The organism is Saccharothrix sp. ST-888 (genome assembly GCF_000955975.1).
In the GTDB taxonomy this organism is placed as follows: domain Bacteria; phylum Actinomycetota; class Actinomycetes; order Streptomycetales; family Streptomycetaceae; genus Kitasatospora.
Map to the genome: position 1 here is coordinate 1 of NZ_JYJF01000012.1, position 18,727 is coordinate 18,727.

An 18,727-nucleotide genomic window follows, 5' to 3' on the forward strand; every position below is an offset into this window, starting at 1 on the left:
GTGCAGGTGGAGAAGTCGAGGATGCCCTTCCAGGAGAAGTGCTCGACCTGGGAGGCACCGAAGACGGCGTCCTCGGCCGGGTCCTCGAAGTCGATCGGCCGGCCACCGCTGGTCATCGGCAGCAGGGCACCGAGCGCGACGTCGCCGGTGGCGTTGCGCTTGAACCAGATGTTGGGGAAGGCCAGGAAGCGGTGCCAGGCGACGCCCATGTCGGTCTTCAACGAGACAGTGATCATCCAGGTGAAGGTGGTCGCGAGCTTGATCATTGCGAAGAGGTAGACCAGCGTCTGCAGCGTGGCGACGCTCAGCCCCTTGAACGCGGCGACCAGCGGGTACGACAGGAAGTACGCCGCCTGGTAGCCGTCCACGCCGTGCAGCGCGCCCTCCAGGGCGTGCATGGTGTAGATACAGAACCCGACGATCAGGATGACGGCCTCGACGAAGTACGCCTGGCCGAAGTTGGAGCCCGCGAACCGGGACTTGCGGTCCGGTCGGCGCGGGTGGCTCAGCTGGCGGATCACGATCAGGGTGAGGATGCCGAGCGTGGTCATCACGCCGATGAAGTCGACGAAGGCGCCGTAGAGCGCCCAGTCGCCGATGACCGGCAGCAGCCAGTCGGCCTGGAACAGCTGGCCGAGGGCGTTGACCACGGTCAGCACCAGGGTGAAGAAGCCGATCGCGACGAACCAGTGGGCGACACCGACGACGCCCCACTTGTTCATCCGGGTATGGCCCAGGAACTCGCGGACGACGGTGACCGTACGGTTTTTCCAGTCGTTGGTGCGCGAGCCGGCGGGCACGTTCTGACCGAGCCGGACGAAGCCGTGGATCTGAAGGAACGCGCGCGCGAAGAGCGCCACGCCGACCACGGCCAGGACCAGCGACACGATGATCGCGGCGATTTGCATGCGGGCTCCTCGAGGACCACGGAGCAGCCGAGACCTACGGAGCGTCAGCTACTCAGAAGTAACTTATCCCGGTTCAAGCTGAGCGTAGCGATTCACCTACCCAACCCACAGTCGAACCAGGGGTGACATACGGCACCACCGCCCGCGCGCGGCGTAGGGGCAAACGTCTACGTCAACAAGCCGTCCAGGACGTCCTGTTGACGCAGTTCCACGGCATCGCGGAGGCGGAGCCCCGTTCGGCCATCTCGCGTGTGACCGCCAGGCTCACCGGTTCGGGAACGCGGAGACCATCGCCGCTTCGTTCGACCAGCACTGCTCAAGATCGGAACGACAACAGCCACTCGGTCACAGCAGCAGAGCCGACAGGCCGGATCAGCTGAGACGACGGGCGAATCGGACCAGGTCATCTGAGACAGGGACCAGATCGCCTGGGACGGGACACCGTGCTCACCCACGGGACGGTGGGGCACCCCGTGTCCCGTGTCACGGCACCTTGACCGGTTGCCACCGAAGTTGGGCCACTGCGCGGTTCGTGCCGGCTACGACTGACCGCGCAGGGCAGCGCGTCGGCGTCGTGTCGGGCGGCCGTTGTCAGATCGCTTTCCTCCTGGCTCTTCTCGGCCCCCGTCCCGGACGGTCAGAATGCAAGCATGCGCACTCGGGGGGATGCACAGCTGCGCCTGGCGCCGTTCGCAGCCGGGCCAGTTGGAGGGATCGCGGCCGCTGCCGCTGCGTTGCTGATCGCGATGTCGGGCCGCTACGGATTCCACCGCGATGAGCTGTACTTCCTGCTCGCGGGTCGCCACCTGGCCTGGGGCTATCCGGACCAGCCGCCGCTCTCCCCGCTGCTGGCCCGGCTCGGCGCGGAGCTCTTCGGCGCCACCCCGACCGGGGTGCGGATCCTGCCCGCGCTGCTCGCCGCGGCCTCGATCACGCTCACCGCGCTGCTCGCCCGTGAGCTGGGCGCCGGGCGCGGCGGGCAGGTACTCGCGGCCGCGGCCGCGGCCTGCTCGGGCTACGTGCTGGGCAACGGCCACCTGCTCTCCACCGCGACCTTCGACCTGACGGCCTGGCTGACGCTCATTCTGCTGATGCTCCGCCTGCTGCGCACCGGCGAGGCCCGCTGGTGGCCGCTGCTCGGTGCAGCGGTCGGGATCGCGCTGCTGAACAAGCTGCTGGTGCTGGGCCTGCTCGCGGCGCTGGCAGCGGGCGCCCTGACGGCCGGGCCGCGCGGCCTTCTCGTGCCCCGGCCGCGTACCCTGCTCGGCCCGCTGACCGCGCTGCTCACCGCTCTCCCGTTCGCACTGCCCGTCCTGTGGTGGCAGAACGCACACGGCTGGCCCGAGCTGACGGTCGCCCAGGGGATCAGCGCCGCCGGCGGAGCGGGCGGGCGACTGCTCGTCCTCCCGCTGCAGGTGCTCCAGCTCTCCCCGCTGCTGGCGCCCCTCTGGCTGGCCGGGCTGAGCCGGTTGCTGCGCCGGCCGGAGCTGCGCTGGGCCCGGCCCGTCGCGGTGGCCTGGGTGGTGCTCTGCGTGCTGGTGACGGCGGGCGGCGGCAAGGCGTACTACCCGATCCCGCTGCTGTACGCGCTCACCGCGGCAGGCTGCGAGCCGTACGCCCACTGGGCCCGCGAGCACCGCACCAAGCTGGCCGGCGGACTGCTCGCGGCCCTGCTCACCAGCGCGCTGGCCGCCCTTCCGGTGCTGCCCGCCTCGGCGCTGGCCGTGCCGATGACCGTCGACCCCGACATCGGGGAAGAGGTCGGCTGGCCGGAGCTCGCGCGCGCCACCGCCACCGGGTGGGAGGCGATCCCCGCCGAGCAGCGGGCCACCGCCGTGCTGCTGACCGCGAACTACGGCGAGGCCGGTGCCCTTGCGCAGTACGGGCCCGCCCTTGGACTGCCATCCCCCTACTCCGGCCACATGGGACTGTATGCCTGGGGCCCGCCACCGGCCACCGCCACCGGGCCGGTGCTGCTCGTCCACCCAGCGGGCTACACCGAGGCGGAGGAACACTTCACGGGCTGCCACGCGGTCGCGCGCGTCGACAACGGGCATGGCACGGCGAACCAGGAGCAGCACGCGGCCGTGGTGCTCTGCGCGGGGCCGGACCGGGCGTGGGCGGCGCTCTGGCCGCTACTGCGCCGGTACTGAGCAGCTCACGCGGGCACGGAGCCTCCGCAACTCCAGCCACCGGTCCACTCGTCACTCATCGCCGACTGCCTCCGCTTCGGCTTTCCCTCAGGTACCTGGGGCCTCGAAGCGGCACGCAGAACCGGATTCCCCTGCACGTCGAGCCGCAAGAGGGCGGTTCGTGAAGCTGTTCCCGGTGCTGGGTCAGGTCTGTAAGTGCGATGCCGGTCAGGCTGCTCGGCGAGATGGCGTCCGTGCCACCGGGACGGACACGCCCGGCTCGGTCTCGGCGAGGACGCCGCGCGCGGCCAGGCGCTTGAGGCGGGCGCGGATGCCCTCGCGGTGCTCGGGCTCGGTGCCGACGTCCAGGATCTGGCACGGCCGGCCGGCGCGAAGCGGGCCGTCGGCGCGTCCGAACTCGGCGGGGATGTTGAGACAGGCGGGCTGGACGATCGTCGCATCGGCCGTTGCGTCGGCATCGGGTTCGGCGTAGCCCAGCGACACCGCCCCGACCATCGACTGACCACCGCAGGAACCCTCGTCCCCCGGGAGCCCCGTCCTGCCGGCCTCTCGCCGGCGGGGCGGGGTTCGGTCGTCCCGGAGCTGTGGCGGCGCCTCCGACGTCCTGTTCTGTATGTTCCTACAGAGGATGGAAGCCGTGGGTGTCCGCCCTTTGTCCGGATCATCAAGGCGGGTGGCCGAACTGGCTTTCTACCTGCGCTTACGCAACCATTGACGGTTGGGTGCAGGGAGCCCAGTGCGTCCGGTCAGCCCCGACCCAGTCCGCACCCCAGGTGTATCTACAACCCGCCGGAGACCTCTCTCATGCGCTTCCTGAACGACCTCAAGCCCGCGTACGACCTCACGTACGACGACGTGTTCATGGTCCCCAGCCGCTCCGCAGTGGGCTCCCGGCAGGGGGTCGACCTCTCCTCGAACGACGGGACGGGTACGACGATCCCGCTCGTCGTCGCCAACATGACCGCGATCGCCGGTCGCCGGATGGCCGAGACCGTGGCCCGCCGCGGTGGTCTGGTGGCCATCCCGCAGGACATCCCGACCGAGGTCATCGCCGAGGTGATCGGCTGGGTCAAGCAGCGTCACCTGGTGCACGACACCGCGCTCACCCTCGCCCCCGGCGACACCGTCGCGGACGCCCTCTCCCTGCTGCCCAAGCGCGCGCACAACGCGCTGGTCGTGGTCGAGGACGACAAGCCGGTCGGCGTGGTGACCGAGGGCGACTGCCAGGGCGTGGACCGGTTCACCAGTCTGTCCGAGGTGATGTCCCGCGACCTGTTGCTGCTGGACGAGGGCATCGACCCGCGCGCGGCGTTCGACCGGCTGAACGAGGGGCACCGCAAGCTGGCGCCGGTCGTGGACGCCGAGGGTCGCCTGGTCGGCATCCTGACCCGCAAGAACGCGCTGCGCGCCACCCTGTACACCCCGGCCGTCGACGCCGACAACAAGCTGCGGATCGCCGCTACCGTCGGTATCAACGGCGACGTGGCCGGCAAGGCCAAGGCGCTGATCGAGGCCGGCGCGGACGTGCTCGTGGTGGACACCGCGCACGGCCACCAGGAGACGATGATCAGCGCGCTGCGCGCGGTGCGCGGGCTCGACCCGCAGATCCCGATCGTGGCGGGCAACGTGGTCTCCGCCGCCGGTGTCCGCGACCTGGTCGAGGCCGGCGCGGACATCCTCAAGGTCGGTGTCGGCCCGGGCGCGATGTGCACCACCCGCATGATGACCGGTGTCGGCCGCCCGCAGTTCTCGGCCGTGCTGGAGTGCGCCGCCGAGGCCCGCCGCCTGGGCAAGCACATCTGGGCCGACGGTGGCGTCCGCCACCCGCGTGACGTCGCCATGGCGCTCGCCGCCGGTGCGTCCAACGTGATGATCGGATCCTGGTTCGCCGGGACCCTGGAGTCCCCCGGCGACCTGCAGACCACCGCCGACGGCCGCCAGTACAAGGAGAGCTTCGGTATGGCCTCCGCTCGCGCCGTCACCAACCGGACCTCCCGCGAGTCCGCCTACGACCGTGCCCGCAAGGGCCTGTTCGAGGAGGGCATCTCGCACTCCCGGATGTTCATCGACCCGGCGCGTCCGGGCGTGGAGGACCTGATCGACTCGATCGTGGCGGGCGTGCGCAGCTCCTGCACCTACGCGGGCGCCAACAGCCTGGAGGAGTTCCACGAGAAGGCGATCGTGGGCGTCCAGAGCGCGGCCGGCTACGCCGAGGGCAAGCCGCTGCACTCCAGCTGGGCCTAACCCCCCGGCACCCCTGGTCCCCCCCCGGCCGGTCCGGGCGGGTCCCGGCAGTGCCGCAGCCGTACGTCGGCCGGTCTCCCGCAGTGTGCGCGGAGGCCGTCCGACGGCATGCGGCAGTAGCCCGGTTCGGTACCGCCCGTTCAGCAGAGCCCGTTCAGCAGAGCCCGTTCAACACGGCTCGTTCAGCACGGCCCGCTCAGCGGGGTCAGCAGAGCCCGGCTGACCATGCCGACCGAACCGGACAGCGCAGCCGTGACCGCCTCGTACGCGTGCGGCGCGTTCCGCAGCTCCCAGAGGCCGAGGACGCTGGCCCAGGCCGCGTCCCGGGCGCGGTCGATGCTCCAGACGCCGACCACGTGCATCAGTGGGTCGGCGATCCGCAGCGCCTCGGGAGCGGGCAGGAGCTCCTCCCGGACCTGCGCCTCGACCTGGGCCAGCAGGTCGTTGACGCGGTGGAAGTCGGCCTCGGCCTCCCGGGGTTCCAGCCCGAGGGCCAGGCAGCAGTCCAGTACCGACAGCGGCAGGTCGTGCTCGATGTGGGTGTTCATCCCGGCCACGGCGAACTGGATCGGGTGGATCCCGGGGTTCCCGCGCAGTTCGAACAGCGGGCGCCAGCAGGCGTCCGTCCGCCCGCCGGAGTCGGCGGTGTCGACGGCCGACAGGTAGCGCGCGGCGAAGACGGCGTCCAGCCGGGCCATGCCCGCGGGATCGTCGAAGTAGGCGGCCGCCAGCCGCTCCCTGACCAGTTCGGTCACCGTCAGGTACATCCCGTTGAAGACCTCCACGCCGTCTCCCTGGGGGAGCGTCGCGGCTAGCTCGCGCATACGGTCGAGGACCTGATCGACCGTCAGGACATCGGTGGTGGTCATCGTGTTCCTCCGCCCTCCGCCATTCGCGTTGCCCGCCGCGCTGCTCCCCGCGCGGCTGGCGCGCCCCTGCCCCGGGTGCGTCCGCGCCCGTGCTCACCCTGCCAGGCGCCCGGCGCGCGCGGAATCCGCCGACCGGGCTATCCGCCGAAACGCCGCCGGTCCGCCCGCCGGTCCGCCGCCGCCCGCAGTCGTCCTAGGCCCAACGGCGCAGCCGGGTCGGCGCCCGAAGGCCGATCCGCGCAGGACCCGCGCGGAGGGACAGTCGAGGCATGAACACCGACAGGAACGCCGGCAGCACTCGTGACGGCAGCCGCCACCGTCCCGCCGGGAACGTCGCCGTGATCACCGGGGCCTCCCGGGGGCTCGGCCTGGAACTGGCCCGCGCGCTCGCCGAGGACGGCCTGCGACTGGTGATCACGGCCCGCAATCCTAGTGAACTCGCCTCGGTGGAGGTCGAGTTGAAGGGGGTGACGGAGACGGTCGGGCTGGCCGGGTCGGTCGTCGACGACGGTCACCGCGCACGGATCGCCGAGGCGGCCGCCGCGCTCGGGGGTGCCGGGCTCCTGATCAACAACGCCTCCACCCTCACCGGCTACGACCTCGACGGTGCCGCCATGCCCGCGCTCGCCGATTTCCCGCTGCCGGGAACTGCCCGGACTCCTGCTCCCCGGTGACCTGTTGGTGGTCAACAACTCGGCCACCCTGCCCGCCGCGCTGCCCGGACGACTGCCCGACGGTGCACCGGTCGCCCTGCACCTCTCCTCGGCCAGGCCCGATCCGGACGGCGACCACCTGGTCGAGCTGCGCCGCCCCGGCGCCGGAGCCGCCGAGTACTACCCGCCGGAACTCTCGCCCGCCATGGCCGGGTTGCGCATCGCGCTGCCCGCCGGTGCGGTCTGCGAACTCACCGCGCCGTACACCGCCCGGCTCTGGCGGGCCCGGCTGAACCTGCCAGGCCCGATCGTGGGGTACCTCGCCGACCACGGCAAGGCCATCCGGTACGGCTACGTCGACCGGGACTGGCCGATCGAGGCGTACCGGACGGTGTTCGCCAGCGAGCCGGGGAGCAGTGAAATGCCCAGTGCGGCACGGCCGTTCACCGCCGAGCTGGTGGCCAGGCTGGCCGGCAGGGGAGTCCTGGTCGCGCCGGTCACCCTGCACACGGGCGTCGCCTCGCCCGAGGTCCACGAGGCCCCGTACCCGGAGTGGTTCCGGGTGCCGGGGGAGACGGCGCGCCTCGCCGAGCATGTCCGGACGTCGGGCGGCCGGGTCATCGCGGTCGGCACCACGGTGGTCCGGGCGCTGGAGTCCGCGGCCGGCCCGGACGGCCGGCTGCGGGCCGCCGAGGGCTGGACGGAGCTCGTGATCACGCCCGAGCGCGGCGTGCGGACCGTGGACGGGCTGCTCACCGGCTGGCACGAACCCCGCGCCTCGCACCTGCTGATGCTCCAGGCCGTCGCCGGCCGTCCGCTGCTCGACCGGTGCTACGCCGAGGCGATCCAAGCCCGTTACCTCTGGCACGAGTTCGGGGACGTGAACCTGCTGCTCCCCTGGTGACCCCGGCAGGCGGCCGGGGTGCGGCCGCCGCTGCGGAAGGTGCCCGCCCGGCCGCACTCCGTCACCGTCGGCCGGTAGTTGGCGCGGCAGGAGTGCCCAGCGAAGTGGGTCAAATTTCGTAAGTGGGGCATATATCCCAGGATGAGCCCTCGAAGGGAGGCTGCTCGATGTTCCTCCTCGGACTTCTGCTACTCGCCGTGACCGGCGTCTTCGCTGCGCTGCTGATCGCGCAGAACCTCGACGCAGGCTCGGACTACAGCGTCATGCTGTTCAACAACCACATCGCCACCATGAACGCCCTGGAGATCTTCCTCGCGGGCATCGCTCTCACCCTCCTGTTCGCCCTGGGCTGGCTGCTGGCCTCGTCGGGAGTGCGGCAGCACCGCCGCCGGGCCGTCGCCCGCCGGGCGGGCAAGCGGGCGGTGGCAGCGGCCGGCCGGGGGCCGACCGGCGATCCCGAGCTGGACGCGGCGCTGCGGGACACGGAGGGCGGGCAGTCGCCCCCGGCCGCCCGGCGCCACCACTTCGGCCACCGGTTCGGCCACTGACCACCGGTTCGGCCGCTGAAGGGCGCGGCGGCACGACCGGCACCCGGGCGGGCGCGGCCGGAAAATCCGGTGCGCCCGGCGGGGGCGGGTGACAGGATGCCGAGGTTCGTCCGCCCCGATGACGGTCGCACGGTCCGATCACGGTCAGGAGAGTTGAGATGCGCCAGGTTCTCGGAAACCCCAAGCTCCCCGTTCGTACGAGCGTTTCCGAGGATTCCGCTACTCATGACCATTCTGAACATCGGCATTCTGGCGCATGTCGACGCCGGTAAGACGAGCCTGACCGAGCGACTGCTGTTCGAGACCGGAGCCATCGACCGGCTCGGCTCGGTGGGCGCCGGTACCACCCAGACGGACACCGGCGACATCGAGCGCGAGCGCGGCATCACCATCCGCTCCGCGGTCGCCTACTTCACCACCGGCGGTCTCCAGGTCAACCTGATCGACACCCCCGGCCACGTCGACTTCATCGCCGAGGTGGAACGGGCGTTGCAGGTCCTGGACGCGGTGGTCCTGGTGGTGTCGGCGGTGGAGGGCGTCCAGGCGCAGAGCCGCGTCCTGATGGCCACCCTGCGCAGGGCGGGCATCCCCGTGCTGATCTTCGCCAACAAGATCGACCGGGCCGGCGCCCGCCAGGACGAGCTGCTGACGGGTCTCCGCAGTCGGCTCGCACCCCGCATCATCCCGCTCAACACGGTTGAAGGCATCGGCACTTCGGCTGCCCGGGCCACTGAGCACACCCTGGCGGACCCGGACTTCCACACCCTGGTCACCGACCTGCTCTCGATGAACGACGACGGACTGCTGACCCGCCTCGTCCAGGACCGTCCGCCGTCCCACGCCGAACTGTGGACGGGCGTCGCCGACCAGACCGCGACCGGCCTCGTCCACCCGGTCGTCTTCGGATCGGCCCGCACCGGGGAGGGGATCGGCACCCTCCTCGACGGCATCACCCGGTTCCTCCCGATCCCGGCCGCCACGCCGGCCGATGCGCCGCCGTGCGGCACCGTCTTCGCGATCGAACGCGGGCGTGCCGGAGAGAAGATCTGCTGCCTGCGCCTGTTCACCGGGACGGTGGGCCGCGGCGACCGGCTGACCTTCCACCGGCGCGAGGCGGACGGCCGGACCGCCGAGTACCAGGGGCGGGTCACCGAACTGGCCGTGGTCGGCCCGGCGAAGCCGCCGTCGGCCACCGGAACCGCCACTGGAACCGTACGGCCCGCCGCGGTCCGGGCCGGGCGGTCCGGCGGGACCGCAGCGGGCGCACCCGTCGCCGGCGCGGGCAGCATCGCGCGGCTGCGCGGGCTGTCCGAGATCAGGGTCGGCGACCGGCTGGGCGCACCGGAGCGCGGCGGCGAGCAGGCCGGCTTCACCCCGCCCGCCCTCGACGTCGTGGTCCGCCCGAAGGATCCCGGAACGGCCCCCGGCTGCACGCGGCCCTGACCGCGCTGGCCGAGCAGGACCCGCTGATCCAGGCGCGGGTGCTCCCCGGCGGCGGAATCTCGGTGCTGCTGTACGGCGAGGTGCAGCGCGAGGTGATCGCCGCCAGGCTGCGCGAGGAGTTCGGGGTCGAGGCCGTGTTCGAGCCGTCCCGGATCCGGTACATCGAGCGGCCCACGGGCCGGGGCGAGGCGTTCGAGGCGATCGACCGGCGGGCACGCAACGAGTTCTTCGCGACCGTCGGCCTGCGCGTCGAACCGGCGGGCCCGGGCTCCGCCGTGAGCTTCCGCTGGGAGACGGAACTGGGCGCGCTGCCGCGAGCCTTCCACCGGGCCATCGAGGAGACCGTGCACGACTGCCTCCAACAGGGGCTCTACGGCTGGCCGGTGACCGACTGCGCGATCACCCTGACCCGCACCGGTTTCGCGAGCCCCATCAGCACCGCGGCCGACTTCCGCCGACTGACCCCGCTGGTTCTGATGCGGGCGCTCGCGGAGGCCGGGACCAGGCTCTACGAGCCCTGCCACCGGTTCGATCTAGAGGTGCCCGCCGATGCCGTGAACCCGGTCGTCGCCAGGCTCGCCGGGCTGGAGGCCGACATCGTCCGGTCGTCCGCACAGGGGGACGGCTGGCTGATCGAGGGCAGCATCCCGCTGCGCCAGGTGCAGAGCTTCAAGCGGCAGCTTGCTGCGCTCTCCGGCGGCGAGGGGGTCTGGTGGTCCCGTCCCGCCGGTGACCGCCCGGTCGCCGGTGCCTACGCGGTCGGCAGCCGGACGGACGGCAACCCGCTCAACCGCGCGGAGTACCTCCGGCACCTGGCGCACCGCGGGCAGGCGAACTGACCGCCGCCGCGCGCCGACCCCGGAGGTCCGGTGACGCTTCGGTACCGCCGTACCCGCCGGCGGTACCACCGAGTGACGGCCGGACCAGTGGTGGCGCGGCCGCTAGGCCGCCGAACCCTCGCCGGTCACCGTCGGACCCTCGTCGACCACCGCCGGGCCGGAGTGCCCTCCCGGCTCCCGGGGCAGCGCTCGGGTCGGCGGCCGAAGTGCACGGTCCTCGCGGCCAGCACGAACAGGTCGGTGCGCCGGTCGACACCCGCCGGGTCGGCCGGGTCGAGCAGCCGGTCCAGCGTCGCCACGTCGTCGGCGTCCAGGTGCTCGGCGAGGCCCGCGCGCTGCCGCTCCAGCGTTCGCCGTACCGCCTGCCGCGGCCCCTCGGCCAGCGGCGCGGGACGGTCCACCAGGAAGGTCCTGCTGCGCACCTCGGTGAGGCCCGCGCTCCGCAGCATGCCGGGCCAGTCCTCGACCACGGCCACCGTGTCCGGCAGGTCGGCCCGCATCCGGCAGAACCGGTCCGCCATCAACGCGTCCAGCCGGGCCTGCAGTTCGGGACGGCCGAAGCCCAGGTCGCGCGGCAGCCAACGGCTCGGCAGGCCGCCCTCGACGATGGCCAGCACGCCGCCGGGTTCAACCAGCCCGGCCAGCCGGTCCAGCGCGTCCTGCTGGTCGCCGACGTGGTGCACGACCTGCCCCGACCACACCAGGTCCGCCGGTTCCAGCTCGGCGAGGCCCGCCGGGAACCCGGCCACCCGGGTCCGCAGCCGGACGCCGAGCCGCTCGGCCCGTGCCTCGGCGCGGGCCAGCAGTTCCGGTGTCCCGTCCACCGCGGTGACCTCGGCCTGGGGGAACGCCGCCGCCAGTCGGCAGGCCGCGACACCCGGACCGCTGCCGATGTCCAGGATCCGCCGCGGGGCCGGTCGGTTCAGCTCCTCCAGCAGCTCGAAGGCCTGCTCCAGGTAGGGGCTGTGCGTCTCGCCGTCCAGCTCCAGCAGGTCGGCCATCGCGGCCCAGTCGAACTCGTTCATCGCATCCGCTCCCACGCTCTTGCTCGATCAGATCCAGGTCCACCGCACGGGTCGCCCGCGTCCTCGGCCGACTTGACTTCGACCTCGACCTCGACGCCGTCGCCGTCGCCGGAGCTGCTGCCGTCGCTGTTGCCGACCATGCGCCCGGCCCGGCGGCCTTGACAAACTTTGTTGCCGTTTCTGCAATAGCGGCATGGAAGACGTACTCGCCGCCGTGGGGCCGAGGCTCAAACGCATCCGCCTGGGGCGCAGGTGCACCCTGGCCGCCCTGTCGGAGACCACCGGGATCTCGATCAGCACGCTGTCCCGGCTGGAGACCGGACAGCGGAAGCCCAGCCTGGAACTGCTGCTGCCGATCGCGCACGCCCACCAGGTCCCGCTGGACGAGCTGGTCGGCGCGCCGCCGGTCGGCGACCCGAGGGTGCGGCTGAAGCCGGTCAGACACGGGGACTCGACGGTGCTGCCGCTGACCCAACAGGCCGGCGGACCACAGGCGTTCAAGATGGTCATCGGCGCCGACCGCAACAGTCCCGACCCGCGGACGCACGAGGGCTACGAGTGGCTGTACGTGCTCAACGGGCGGTTGCGGCTGGTCCTCGCCGAGCACGACATCGTGCTCAAGGCCGGGGAGGCCGCCGAGTTCGACACCCGGGTGCCGCACTGGTTCGGCAGCACCGGGGAGGCGCCGGTGGAAGTCCTCAGCCTGTTCGGACCGCAGGGCGAGCGCATCCACGTCCGCGCGAAACCCGGCGCCAGGTAGCGCACGGGCCACCGGCCAACCAGGGTGCGGCTGCGGACGGGTCGGCGTTCGCCCGGACGGTGGCGGGGGTTTTTGCATCGGCGAGCGTCGTGTGATCGGCTGTTGGCCCGATCTGCCCGCATGGGCATTGCCGACGAGGAGAGTGACCCATGGCGGGCTTCGGCTGGAAGCTGCACGGCGACGGAAGGAGTCCGGCGCCCGGTGCAGTGGTGAAGCCGGACGAACGGCTGAGCTGGGGACGGACCATCGGGCTCGGGGCTCAGCACGTGGTGGCCATGTTCGGCGCGACGTTCGTGGCGCCGGTCCTGATGGGGCTCGATCCCAACCTGGCCGTGATGCTCTCCGGTGTCGCGACCATCTTCTTCCTGCTGGTCACCGGCGGACGGATCCCCAGCTACCTCGGCAGCAGCCTGTCGTTCGTCGGCGTGGCCGCCGTGATCAAGGCGCAGGGCGGTGACGCCGCGACGCTGACGGGTGCTCTGCTGGTGGTCGGGGCGGTGCTCACGGCCTGTGGCGCGGCAGTTCAGGCGGCGGGCGCCCGGGTGATCCACGCGGTGCTGCCGCCGGTGGTGACCGGCGCGGTGGTCATGCTGATCGGATTCAACCTCGCTCCGGTCACCGCCGGGACGTACTGGCCGCAGGACCAGTGGACCGCGCTGCTCACCATGCTGTTCACCGGACTGGCCCTGGTGGTGCTGCGCGGCTTCTGGTCGCGGATCGCCATCTTCCTCGGCCTGGTCTTCGGGTACGCGGTCTCCTGGATCTTCGACCGGCTCTTCGGGCAGATCCACTCCGCCACCGGCGGCGGCACGGTGACGGACCACTGGCGGCTCGACCTCTCCGGCGTCGGCAAGGCCGACTGGCTCGGCCTGCCGACCCTGCACACGCCGAGCTTCTCCGCCTCCGCCGTCCTGGTGGCACTGCCCGTCGTGGTCGCCCTGATCGCCGAGAACGCCGGACACGTCAAGGCGGTCGGCGAGATGACGGGTGATCCGCTGGACGACCGGATGGGCGCGGCGATCATGGCGGACGGCGCCGCCACCATGATCTCCACCAGCGTCGGCGGCCCGGCCACCACCACCTACGCCGAGAACATCGGCGTGATGGCCGCGACCAGGGTCTACTCCACCGCCGCGTACTGGTGCGCCGCCGGGTTCGCGATCCTCTTCGGCCTCTGCCCGAAGTTCGGCGCGGTGGTCGCCGCGATCCCCGGCGGGGTGCTCGGCGGGATCACCGTCGTCCTCTACGGCATGATCGGCCTGCTCGGCGCCCAGATCTGGGTGCACAACCGGGTGGACCTGACCAACCCGCTGCACCTGGTCCCGGTGGCCGCCGGCGTCATCATCGGCATCGGGAACGTGTCCCTGAAGTTCACCGACAACTTCTCGCTCAGCGGCATCGCCCTCGGCACCCTGGTCGTCCTGCTCGGCTACCACGTGCTGCGCCTGATGGCCCCGGCCCACCTGAAGCAGCCGCAGCCCCCGCTGCTGGACGCGGGCACCAGCGAGTACGACACGGGCACCTCGGACCGCTGAACCCGCCCCTGGCAGGCAGGCCCGCCCCGCCGTCAGCTCTTGCGGAGATCCGGGGCCGGGACGCCGATCAGCAGGCGGCGCAGGGCGTCCCAGGCGGCGCGCACGGCTCGGGTGAGTGCGGGGGAGTCGTCCGACATGACGCGGACCCAGGCGCCGCACTCCTCGGGCAGGGTGCTCACACCGTAGTCGAGTCCGCTGGGCCGCAGCGCTTCGTGCAGGGCGTCGGCGACCGCGCCGGCGGAGGCGAGCGGGGTGACGGCGAAGAGGGTGGACATCAGGTCGTGGCCGTCCAGCACGGCCGGACCGTCGACGCCCTCGGCCGCCTCGCCCGGCTCCAGCCGGACGGTGTCCACGGCCAGCAGTTCGCCGTCGGGCCGCTGGATCTCCAGGTCGCTGTAGAGCATCCGGTAGGCGTTGCGCTCGCCCCGGGCCAGGCGCCCGGCGGCGATGGTCTCGCCGACCAGGACGGTGGCGCCCGGGTCGACCGTGACCACGGTGTGCTGGTAGAACCTGGCGTCCCGGTAGGGGATCAGCGGGTCGGGCAGGTACTCGACGTAACTCCCGCACTCTGCGGTGATGTTGACGATCTGGGTAGCGTGGTCGAACTCCATCCGGTGCACCTTGGTGGCGGCCTGGGTGGTCAGGTGCACGGCGGTGCCGGGGCCGCAGTCGACGTCGATGCGGTTGCGGTCGGCCTGGACGATCCCGCCGCCGGTGGACATCAGGAAGGTCACCGCCAGGTCGGGCCGCAGCGGGTCGATGTACAGCGGCCGCATGATCTGCAACGGGGACTTCTGGTAGCGGTCGACCAGCTCGGTGCGCTCGCCCACCCTGGCGTAGCGCAGTTCGAGCAGGCCGACCTTGCCGGGGCGCCCGGCGGCCAGGGTGTCGGGCCGGCCGGTGAGGTCGAGCATCCGGCGCGGTACCCGGCGGGGTTCGTAGTGCGCGGGGTCCAGCCGCGCGGGCGCCGAGGTCATGCGGGAACCGTCTGCGCGGCGGCCGCCCCGGGGACGGCCGCCTCCCGGCGGGTCGCCGCCGGGTGGGCGAGGAGGAAGTCGGCGATGGTGTCGAGGCCCTCGCCGGTCAGCGAGTTCGTGAGGACGACCGGCCGACCGTCGCGGACCGTGCGGGCGTCCGACTCCATCGTGCCGAGGTCACAGCGCACGTACCGGGCGATGTCGATCTTGTTGATGACGAGCAGCTCGCACTCGGTGATGCCGGGGCCCTTCTTGCGCGGCATCTTGTCGCCCTCGGCGGTGTCCAGGACGAACAGGAAGAGGTCGACCAGGGCCGGGCTGAAGGTGAGGGTGAGGTTGTCGCCGCCGCTCTCGAAGAGCAGCGTGTCGATGGCGGGGAAGCGTGCCGTCAGCTCGTCGGCGGCGGCCTGGTTCATCGTCGGATCGTCCCGGACGGCGGTGTGCGGGCAGGCGCCGGTCTCGACGCCGACGATCCGGTCCGGGTCCAGGACGCCGTCCAGGGTGCGCCGGACGTGCGCGGCGTCCTCCGAGGTGTAGATGTCGTTGGTGATGACGGCGGGGGTGCGTCCCCGTCCGATCAGGACCGGGACCAGCGCCTCGATCAGCGCGGTCTTGCCGGAGCCGACCGGACCGGCGATGCCCACCCGCAGCACACCGTCCCCGGGGCGGCGGACGAGCTCGTCGTGGTCGTGGTGGTGGGATCCGCGTACCTGCGTGGGGTCGTGCATGGCAGTCCTCGTGGGGAGTGGGGAGTCGGAAGCGGGGATGTCCGGCGAAGTGCGCCGGGTGAGCCGGTCGGTGCGGCGGTGCTGCGGCCGTCCAGGTGCGGATGATCAGCTGGCGAACAGGCGGGCGTCGGCGCGCTCGTGGCGTCCCGCCATCACGTCGGCCATCGGCGTGCAGCCGCCGAGGTCGGCCAACTCGCGGTGCAGGGCCGCCGCCACGGCCTCCTCGATCACCGGGGCAGCGCCGTGCAGGACGACCTGGGCCCGCCGGTGGTCGGTGAGCCGCAGCCGGAGGGCGGCCCCCACGAAACTGGCCGCGAAGGCGAACAGTTCGCAGGTGACCGCCTGCCGCGCCGGCACGCCGTTCCCCGCGTGGACGGCGGCGGCGACGACCGGCTGGCAGCCGTGGACCCGGCCGTCCCTATACAGCTCCCGATAGCGGCCGATCTCCGGCGTGCCGTAGACCTCGTCCGCCAGATCCAGCAGCTGCCGCCCGGTACGGACCGCGGCCTGCCGGGCCTCGCGGCCCAACTTCGTTGCGTACAGGCGTCGTTCCACGGCCACCAGCCGGTCCCAGTCACCGCTGCTCACCGCGCGGTGGGCGAGGGCGAGGGCGGTCGCGTCGGCGGGGCCGACGCCGTGCCGCAGCAGGTCGTGCAGGAGGGCGGGCAGGGTGCGCGGCGAGACCGCGCGGGCCTGCTGGTAGCCCTCCAGGCCGTGGGAGAGGGTGTAGTAGCCGCTGGGGAAGGCCGAGTCGGTGAGCTGGAGCCCGGTCAGCAGCGCCGGGATCGGCAACGGATCGTTCAAGCCGGGTGTCCTGACTGATGGTTGACGGTACGTCGGTCGAGCCGGCGCCGGGGCGGTGGATCGGGTGATGCGGATCAGACGATGTAGAAGAGCTGGTTGAGCGGGAGGCGCTCGGCCGGTTCGATGGTGGCGGGCTCGCCGTCCAGCGTGACCTTGTACGTCTCCGGGTCCACCTCGATCTTCGGCAGCGCGTCGTTGCGGACCATGTGCTGCTTGCCGACCGTCCGGCAGCGCTGCACCGGCTCGATCCTGCGCTGGAGGCCGAGCTCGCCGGGGACGCCCGCCGCGATGGCGGCCTGCGACATGAAGGTCACCGAGGTGCGCTGCCTGGCCCGGCCGTACGAGCCGAACATCGGCCGGTAGTAGACCGGCTGCGGGGTGGGCAGCGAGGCGTTGGGGTCGCCCATGAGTGCCCAGTTGACCATGCCGCCCTTGATGATGAGCTTGGGTTTGGCGCCGAAGGAGTGGATCGGCCAGAGCACGATGTCGGCCAGCTTGCCGGGCTCCAGCGAGCCGATCACATCGGCGGCGCCCACCGCGACCGCCGGGTTGATGGTGAGCTTCGCCAGGTAGCGCAGGACGCGGGCGTTGTCGTTGCGCGAGCTGTCCTCGGCCAGCGCGCCGCGCATCTCCTTGCAGTGGTGCGCGGTCTGGAAGGCGCGGGCGAAGGACTCGCCGACCCGGCCCATGGCCTGGGAGTCGGAGGAGAAGATGCTGATCACGCCGAGGTCGTGCAGCACCGTCTCGGCCGCGATGGTCTCCGCCCGGACCCGGCTGTCGGCGAAGGACACGTCCTCGGGGATGTCCCGGGACAGGTGGTGGCAGACCATCACCATGTCGAGCAGCTCGTCCACCGAGTTGACGGTGTACGGCAGGGTCGGGTTGGTGGAGGACGGCAGCACGTTGGCCTCGCCCGCGACCCGCATGATGTCGGGGGCGTGGCCCCCGCCCGCGCCCTCGGTGTGGAAGGTGTGGATGGTGCGGCCGTCGATCGCCGAGAGGGTGTCCTCGAAGAACCCGCCCTCGTTCAACGTGTCGGTGTGGATGGCGAGTTGGACGTCGTGCTCGTCGGCGACCCGCAGCGCGTTGTCGATCACGGCGGGGGTGGCGCCCCAGTCCTCGTGCACCTTGAGGCCGGCGACGCCCGCCTCGACCTGCTCGCGCAGCGCGTCCGGCAGGCTGCCGTTGCCCTTGCCGAGCAGACCGACGTTGACCGGCAGGTCCTCCACGGCCTCCAGCATCCGGTGGATGTTCCACGGCCCGGGGGTGCAGGTGGTGCCGTTGGTGCCGTCGGTCGGTCCGGTGCCGCCGCCGAAGAAGGTGGTGATGCCGTTGGACAGCCCCTCCTGGGCCTGCTGCGGCGAGATGAAGTGGATGTGGGTGTCCACGCCGCCGGCGGTGGCGACCAGGTGCTCACCGGAGATGACCTCGGTGCCGGGGCCGATCACCAGCTTCGGGTCGACACCGTTCTGCAGATGCGGGTTGCCGGCCTTGCCGACGCCCACGATCAGACCGCCCCGGACGCCGATGTCGCCCTTGACGATGCCGAGCACCGGGTCCATCACCACCACGTTGGTGATGACCAGGTCCAGCGCGCCCTCGCGGCCCAGCGCGGCGGGGTCCTGGGCCATGCCGTCCCGGATGGCCTTGCCGCCGCCGTAGACGGCCTCGTCGCCGTAGGAACCGGCGTTGTGGTCGTACTCGACCTCGACGACCAGGTTGGTGTCGGCCAGGTGGAACCGGTCGCCGACGGTCGGGCCGAACAGGTCGGTGTACTGCTTGCGCGGCAGGAGCGCCATCAGGCGTCGGCCCCCTCGGTCTCGTCGTTCGTCGAAGCCTTCGCGGAACCGTTCACGGAAGCCTTCGCCGAGGTGTCGGTCCGCACACCCGCCAGTGCACCCGGCAACGCACCGGTCAAGGCGGTCGGCAGCGCACCCGTCGGTGCGTTCTCCGGCGCGGCTGCGGGCGTGTTCCCGAAGCCCAGTTCGGTGGCGCGGCGCAGCGCGGTGCGGCGGGTGTCGGGCGCGGCCAGGCCGCCGTCCACCAGCCCGGCGAAGCCGACCAGGCGGCGGGTGCCGCCGAAGGCGCACAGGCCGACCTCGCGGGTGTCACCGGGTTCGAAGCGCACGGCGGTGCCGGAGGGAATGTCCAGGTGCATGCCGTACGCGGCCTCGCGGTCGAAGCTCAGGGCGCGGTTGGCCTCGAAGAAGTGGTAGTGCGAGCCGATCTGCACGGCCCGGTCGCCGGTGTTGGCGACGGTGAGCCTGGCCGTGGCCCGGCCGGCGTTGATCTCGATCGGATCGTCGCCGTAGAGGTAGTGAGCTCCCCCAGACATCC

At 72.1% G+C, this 18,727-nt stretch carries 16 protein-coding genes and 2 pseudogenes; 9 read left to right on the forward strand and 9 right to left on the reverse strand.

Annotated features, from left to right (window positions below; translation table 11 throughout):
- Positions 1 to 908, reverse strand: a pseudogene (locus UK12_RS07185) (Fe-S oxidoreductase); the annotation flags it as partial.
- 650 nt (positions 909 to 1,558) lie between these two features.
- On the opposite strand from UK12_RS07185, the gene UK12_RS07190 reads away from it, so the two are divergent.
- Positions 1,559 to 3,061 (forward strand): ArnT family glycosyltransferase, encoded by a 1,503-nt coding sequence (locus UK12_RS07190; protein WP_045300843.1) that lies wholly within the window; start codon positions 1,559 to 1,561, stop codon positions 3,059 to 3,061.
- A gap of 207 nt (positions 3,062 to 3,268) precedes the next feature.
- On the opposite strand, the gene UK12_RS07195 is transcribed toward UK12_RS07190, so the two are convergent.
- Complete coding sequence (locus UK12_RS07195) at positions 3,269 to 3,544, reverse strand: hypothetical protein (RefSeq protein WP_197084631.1); 276 nt, start codon at positions 3,542 to 3,544, stop codon at positions 3,269 to 3,271.
- Positions 3,545 to 3,865: 321 nt separating this feature from the next.
- Between UK12_RS07195 and UK12_RS07200 the strand changes: the two genes are divergently transcribed.
- Complete coding sequence (locus UK12_RS07200; protein WP_045300844.1) at positions 3,866 to 5,305, forward strand: GuaB1 family IMP dehydrogenase-related protein; 1,440 nt, start codon at positions 3,866 to 3,868, stop codon at positions 5,303 to 5,305.
- 182 nt (positions 5,306 to 5,487) lie between these two features.
- On the opposite strand, the gene UK12_RS07205 is transcribed toward UK12_RS07200, so the two are convergent.
- Positions 5,488 to 6,174 (reverse strand): DUF5995 family protein, encoded by a 687-nt coding sequence (locus UK12_RS07205; RefSeq protein ID WP_045300846.1) that lies wholly within the window; start codon positions 6,172 to 6,174, stop codon positions 5,488 to 5,490.
- Between the two features lie 269 nt (positions 6,175 to 6,443).
- Here UK12_RS07205 and UK12_RS07210 point away from each other — a divergent pair, with 269 nt between their 5' ends.
- From UK12_RS07210 to UK12_RS44720, 5 genes are all read left to right on the forward strand, one after another.
- Positions 6,444 to 6,848 carry an SDR family NAD(P)-dependent oxidoreductase gene (locus UK12_RS07210; RefSeq protein WP_052681675.1) on the forward strand — a complete coding sequence of 135 codons (405 nt, stop codon included), beginning with the start codon at positions 6,444 to 6,446 and terminating at the stop codon, positions 6,846 to 6,848.
- Positions 6,849 to 6,855: 7 nt separating this feature from the next.
- A complete protein-coding gene (locus UK12_RS07215; RefSeq protein WP_231591079.1) occupies positions 6,856 to 7,731 on the forward strand; it encodes an S-adenosylmethionine:tRNA ribosyltransferase-isomerase in 876 nt (291 codons plus the stop codon).
- 167 nt (positions 7,732 to 7,898) lie between these two features.
- Entirely contained in the window at positions 7,899 to 8,279 is a 381-nt protein-coding gene (locus UK12_RS40980; RefSeq protein WP_045300848.1) for a hypothetical protein, read from the forward strand.
- Between the two features lie 225 nt (positions 8,280 to 8,504).
- Entirely contained in the window at positions 8,505 to 9,722 is a 1,218-nt protein-coding gene (locus UK12_RS44715) for a GTP-binding protein (RefSeq protein ID WP_331386638.1), read from the forward strand.
- A 38-nt stretch (positions 9,723 to 9,760) separates the two neighbouring features.
- Positions 9,761 to 10,561, forward strand: coding sequence for a hypothetical protein (locus UK12_RS44720; protein ID WP_331386639.1), 801 nt, complete (start codon positions 9,761 to 9,763; stop codon positions 10,559 to 10,561).
- 125 nt (positions 10,562 to 10,686) lie between these two features.
- On the opposite strand, the gene UK12_RS07230 is transcribed toward UK12_RS44720, so the two are convergent.
- Complete coding sequence (locus UK12_RS07230; RefSeq protein ID WP_082119395.1) at positions 10,687 to 11,586, reverse strand: class I SAM-dependent methyltransferase; 900 nt, start codon at positions 11,584 to 11,586, stop codon at positions 10,687 to 10,689.
- Positions 11,587 to 11,779: 193 nt separating this feature from the next.
- On the opposite strand from UK12_RS07230, the gene UK12_RS07235 reads away from it, so the two are divergent.
- Positions 11,780 to 12,346, forward strand: coding sequence for a helix-turn-helix domain-containing protein (locus tag UK12_RS07235; RefSeq protein ID WP_045300850.1), 567 nt, complete (start codon positions 11,780 to 11,782; stop codon positions 12,344 to 12,346).
- 149 nt (positions 12,347 to 12,495) lie between these two features.
- Positions 12,496 to 13,881, forward strand: coding sequence for a uracil-xanthine permease family protein (locus tag UK12_RS07240; RefSeq protein ID WP_045300852.1), 1,386 nt, complete (start codon positions 12,496 to 12,498; stop codon positions 13,879 to 13,881).
- 32 nt (positions 13,882 to 13,913) lie between these two features.
- Here UK12_RS07240 and UK12_RS07245 read toward each other — a convergent pair whose 3' ends face one another.
- The 5 genes and pseudogenes from UK12_RS07245 to UK12_RS43045 form a co-directional block, all read right to left on the reverse strand.
- A complete protein-coding gene (locus UK12_RS07245; protein ID WP_045300853.1) occupies positions 13,914 to 14,858 on the reverse strand; it encodes an urease accessory protein UreD in 945 nt (314 codons plus the stop codon).
- Positions 14,855 to 15,586 (reverse strand): urease accessory protein UreG, encoded by a 732-nt coding sequence (ureG, locus tag UK12_RS07250; RefSeq protein ID WP_082119396.1) that lies wholly within the window; start codon positions 15,584 to 15,586, stop codon positions 14,855 to 14,857. The genes UK12_RS07245 and ureG overlap by 4 nt, the downstream gene beginning before the upstream one ends.
- Before the next feature lie 105 nt (positions 15,587 to 15,691).
- Positions 15,692 to 16,390 carry an urease accessory protein UreF gene (locus UK12_RS07255; RefSeq protein ID WP_045300854.1) on the reverse strand — a complete coding sequence of 233 codons (699 nt, stop codon included), beginning with the start codon at positions 16,388 to 16,390 and terminating at the stop codon, positions 15,692 to 15,694.
- 74 nt (positions 16,391 to 16,464) lie between these two features.
- A complete protein-coding gene (gene ureC / locus UK12_RS07260) occupies positions 16,465 to 18,189 on the reverse strand; it encodes an urease subunit alpha (protein WP_045300855.1) in 1,725 nt (574 codons plus the stop codon).
- A 236-nt stretch (positions 18,190 to 18,425) separates the two neighbouring features.
- Positions 18,426 to 18,725, reverse strand: a pseudogene (locus tag UK12_RS43045) (urease subunit beta); the annotation flags it as partial.
- Positions 18,726 to 18,727: the final 2 nt, after the last annotated feature.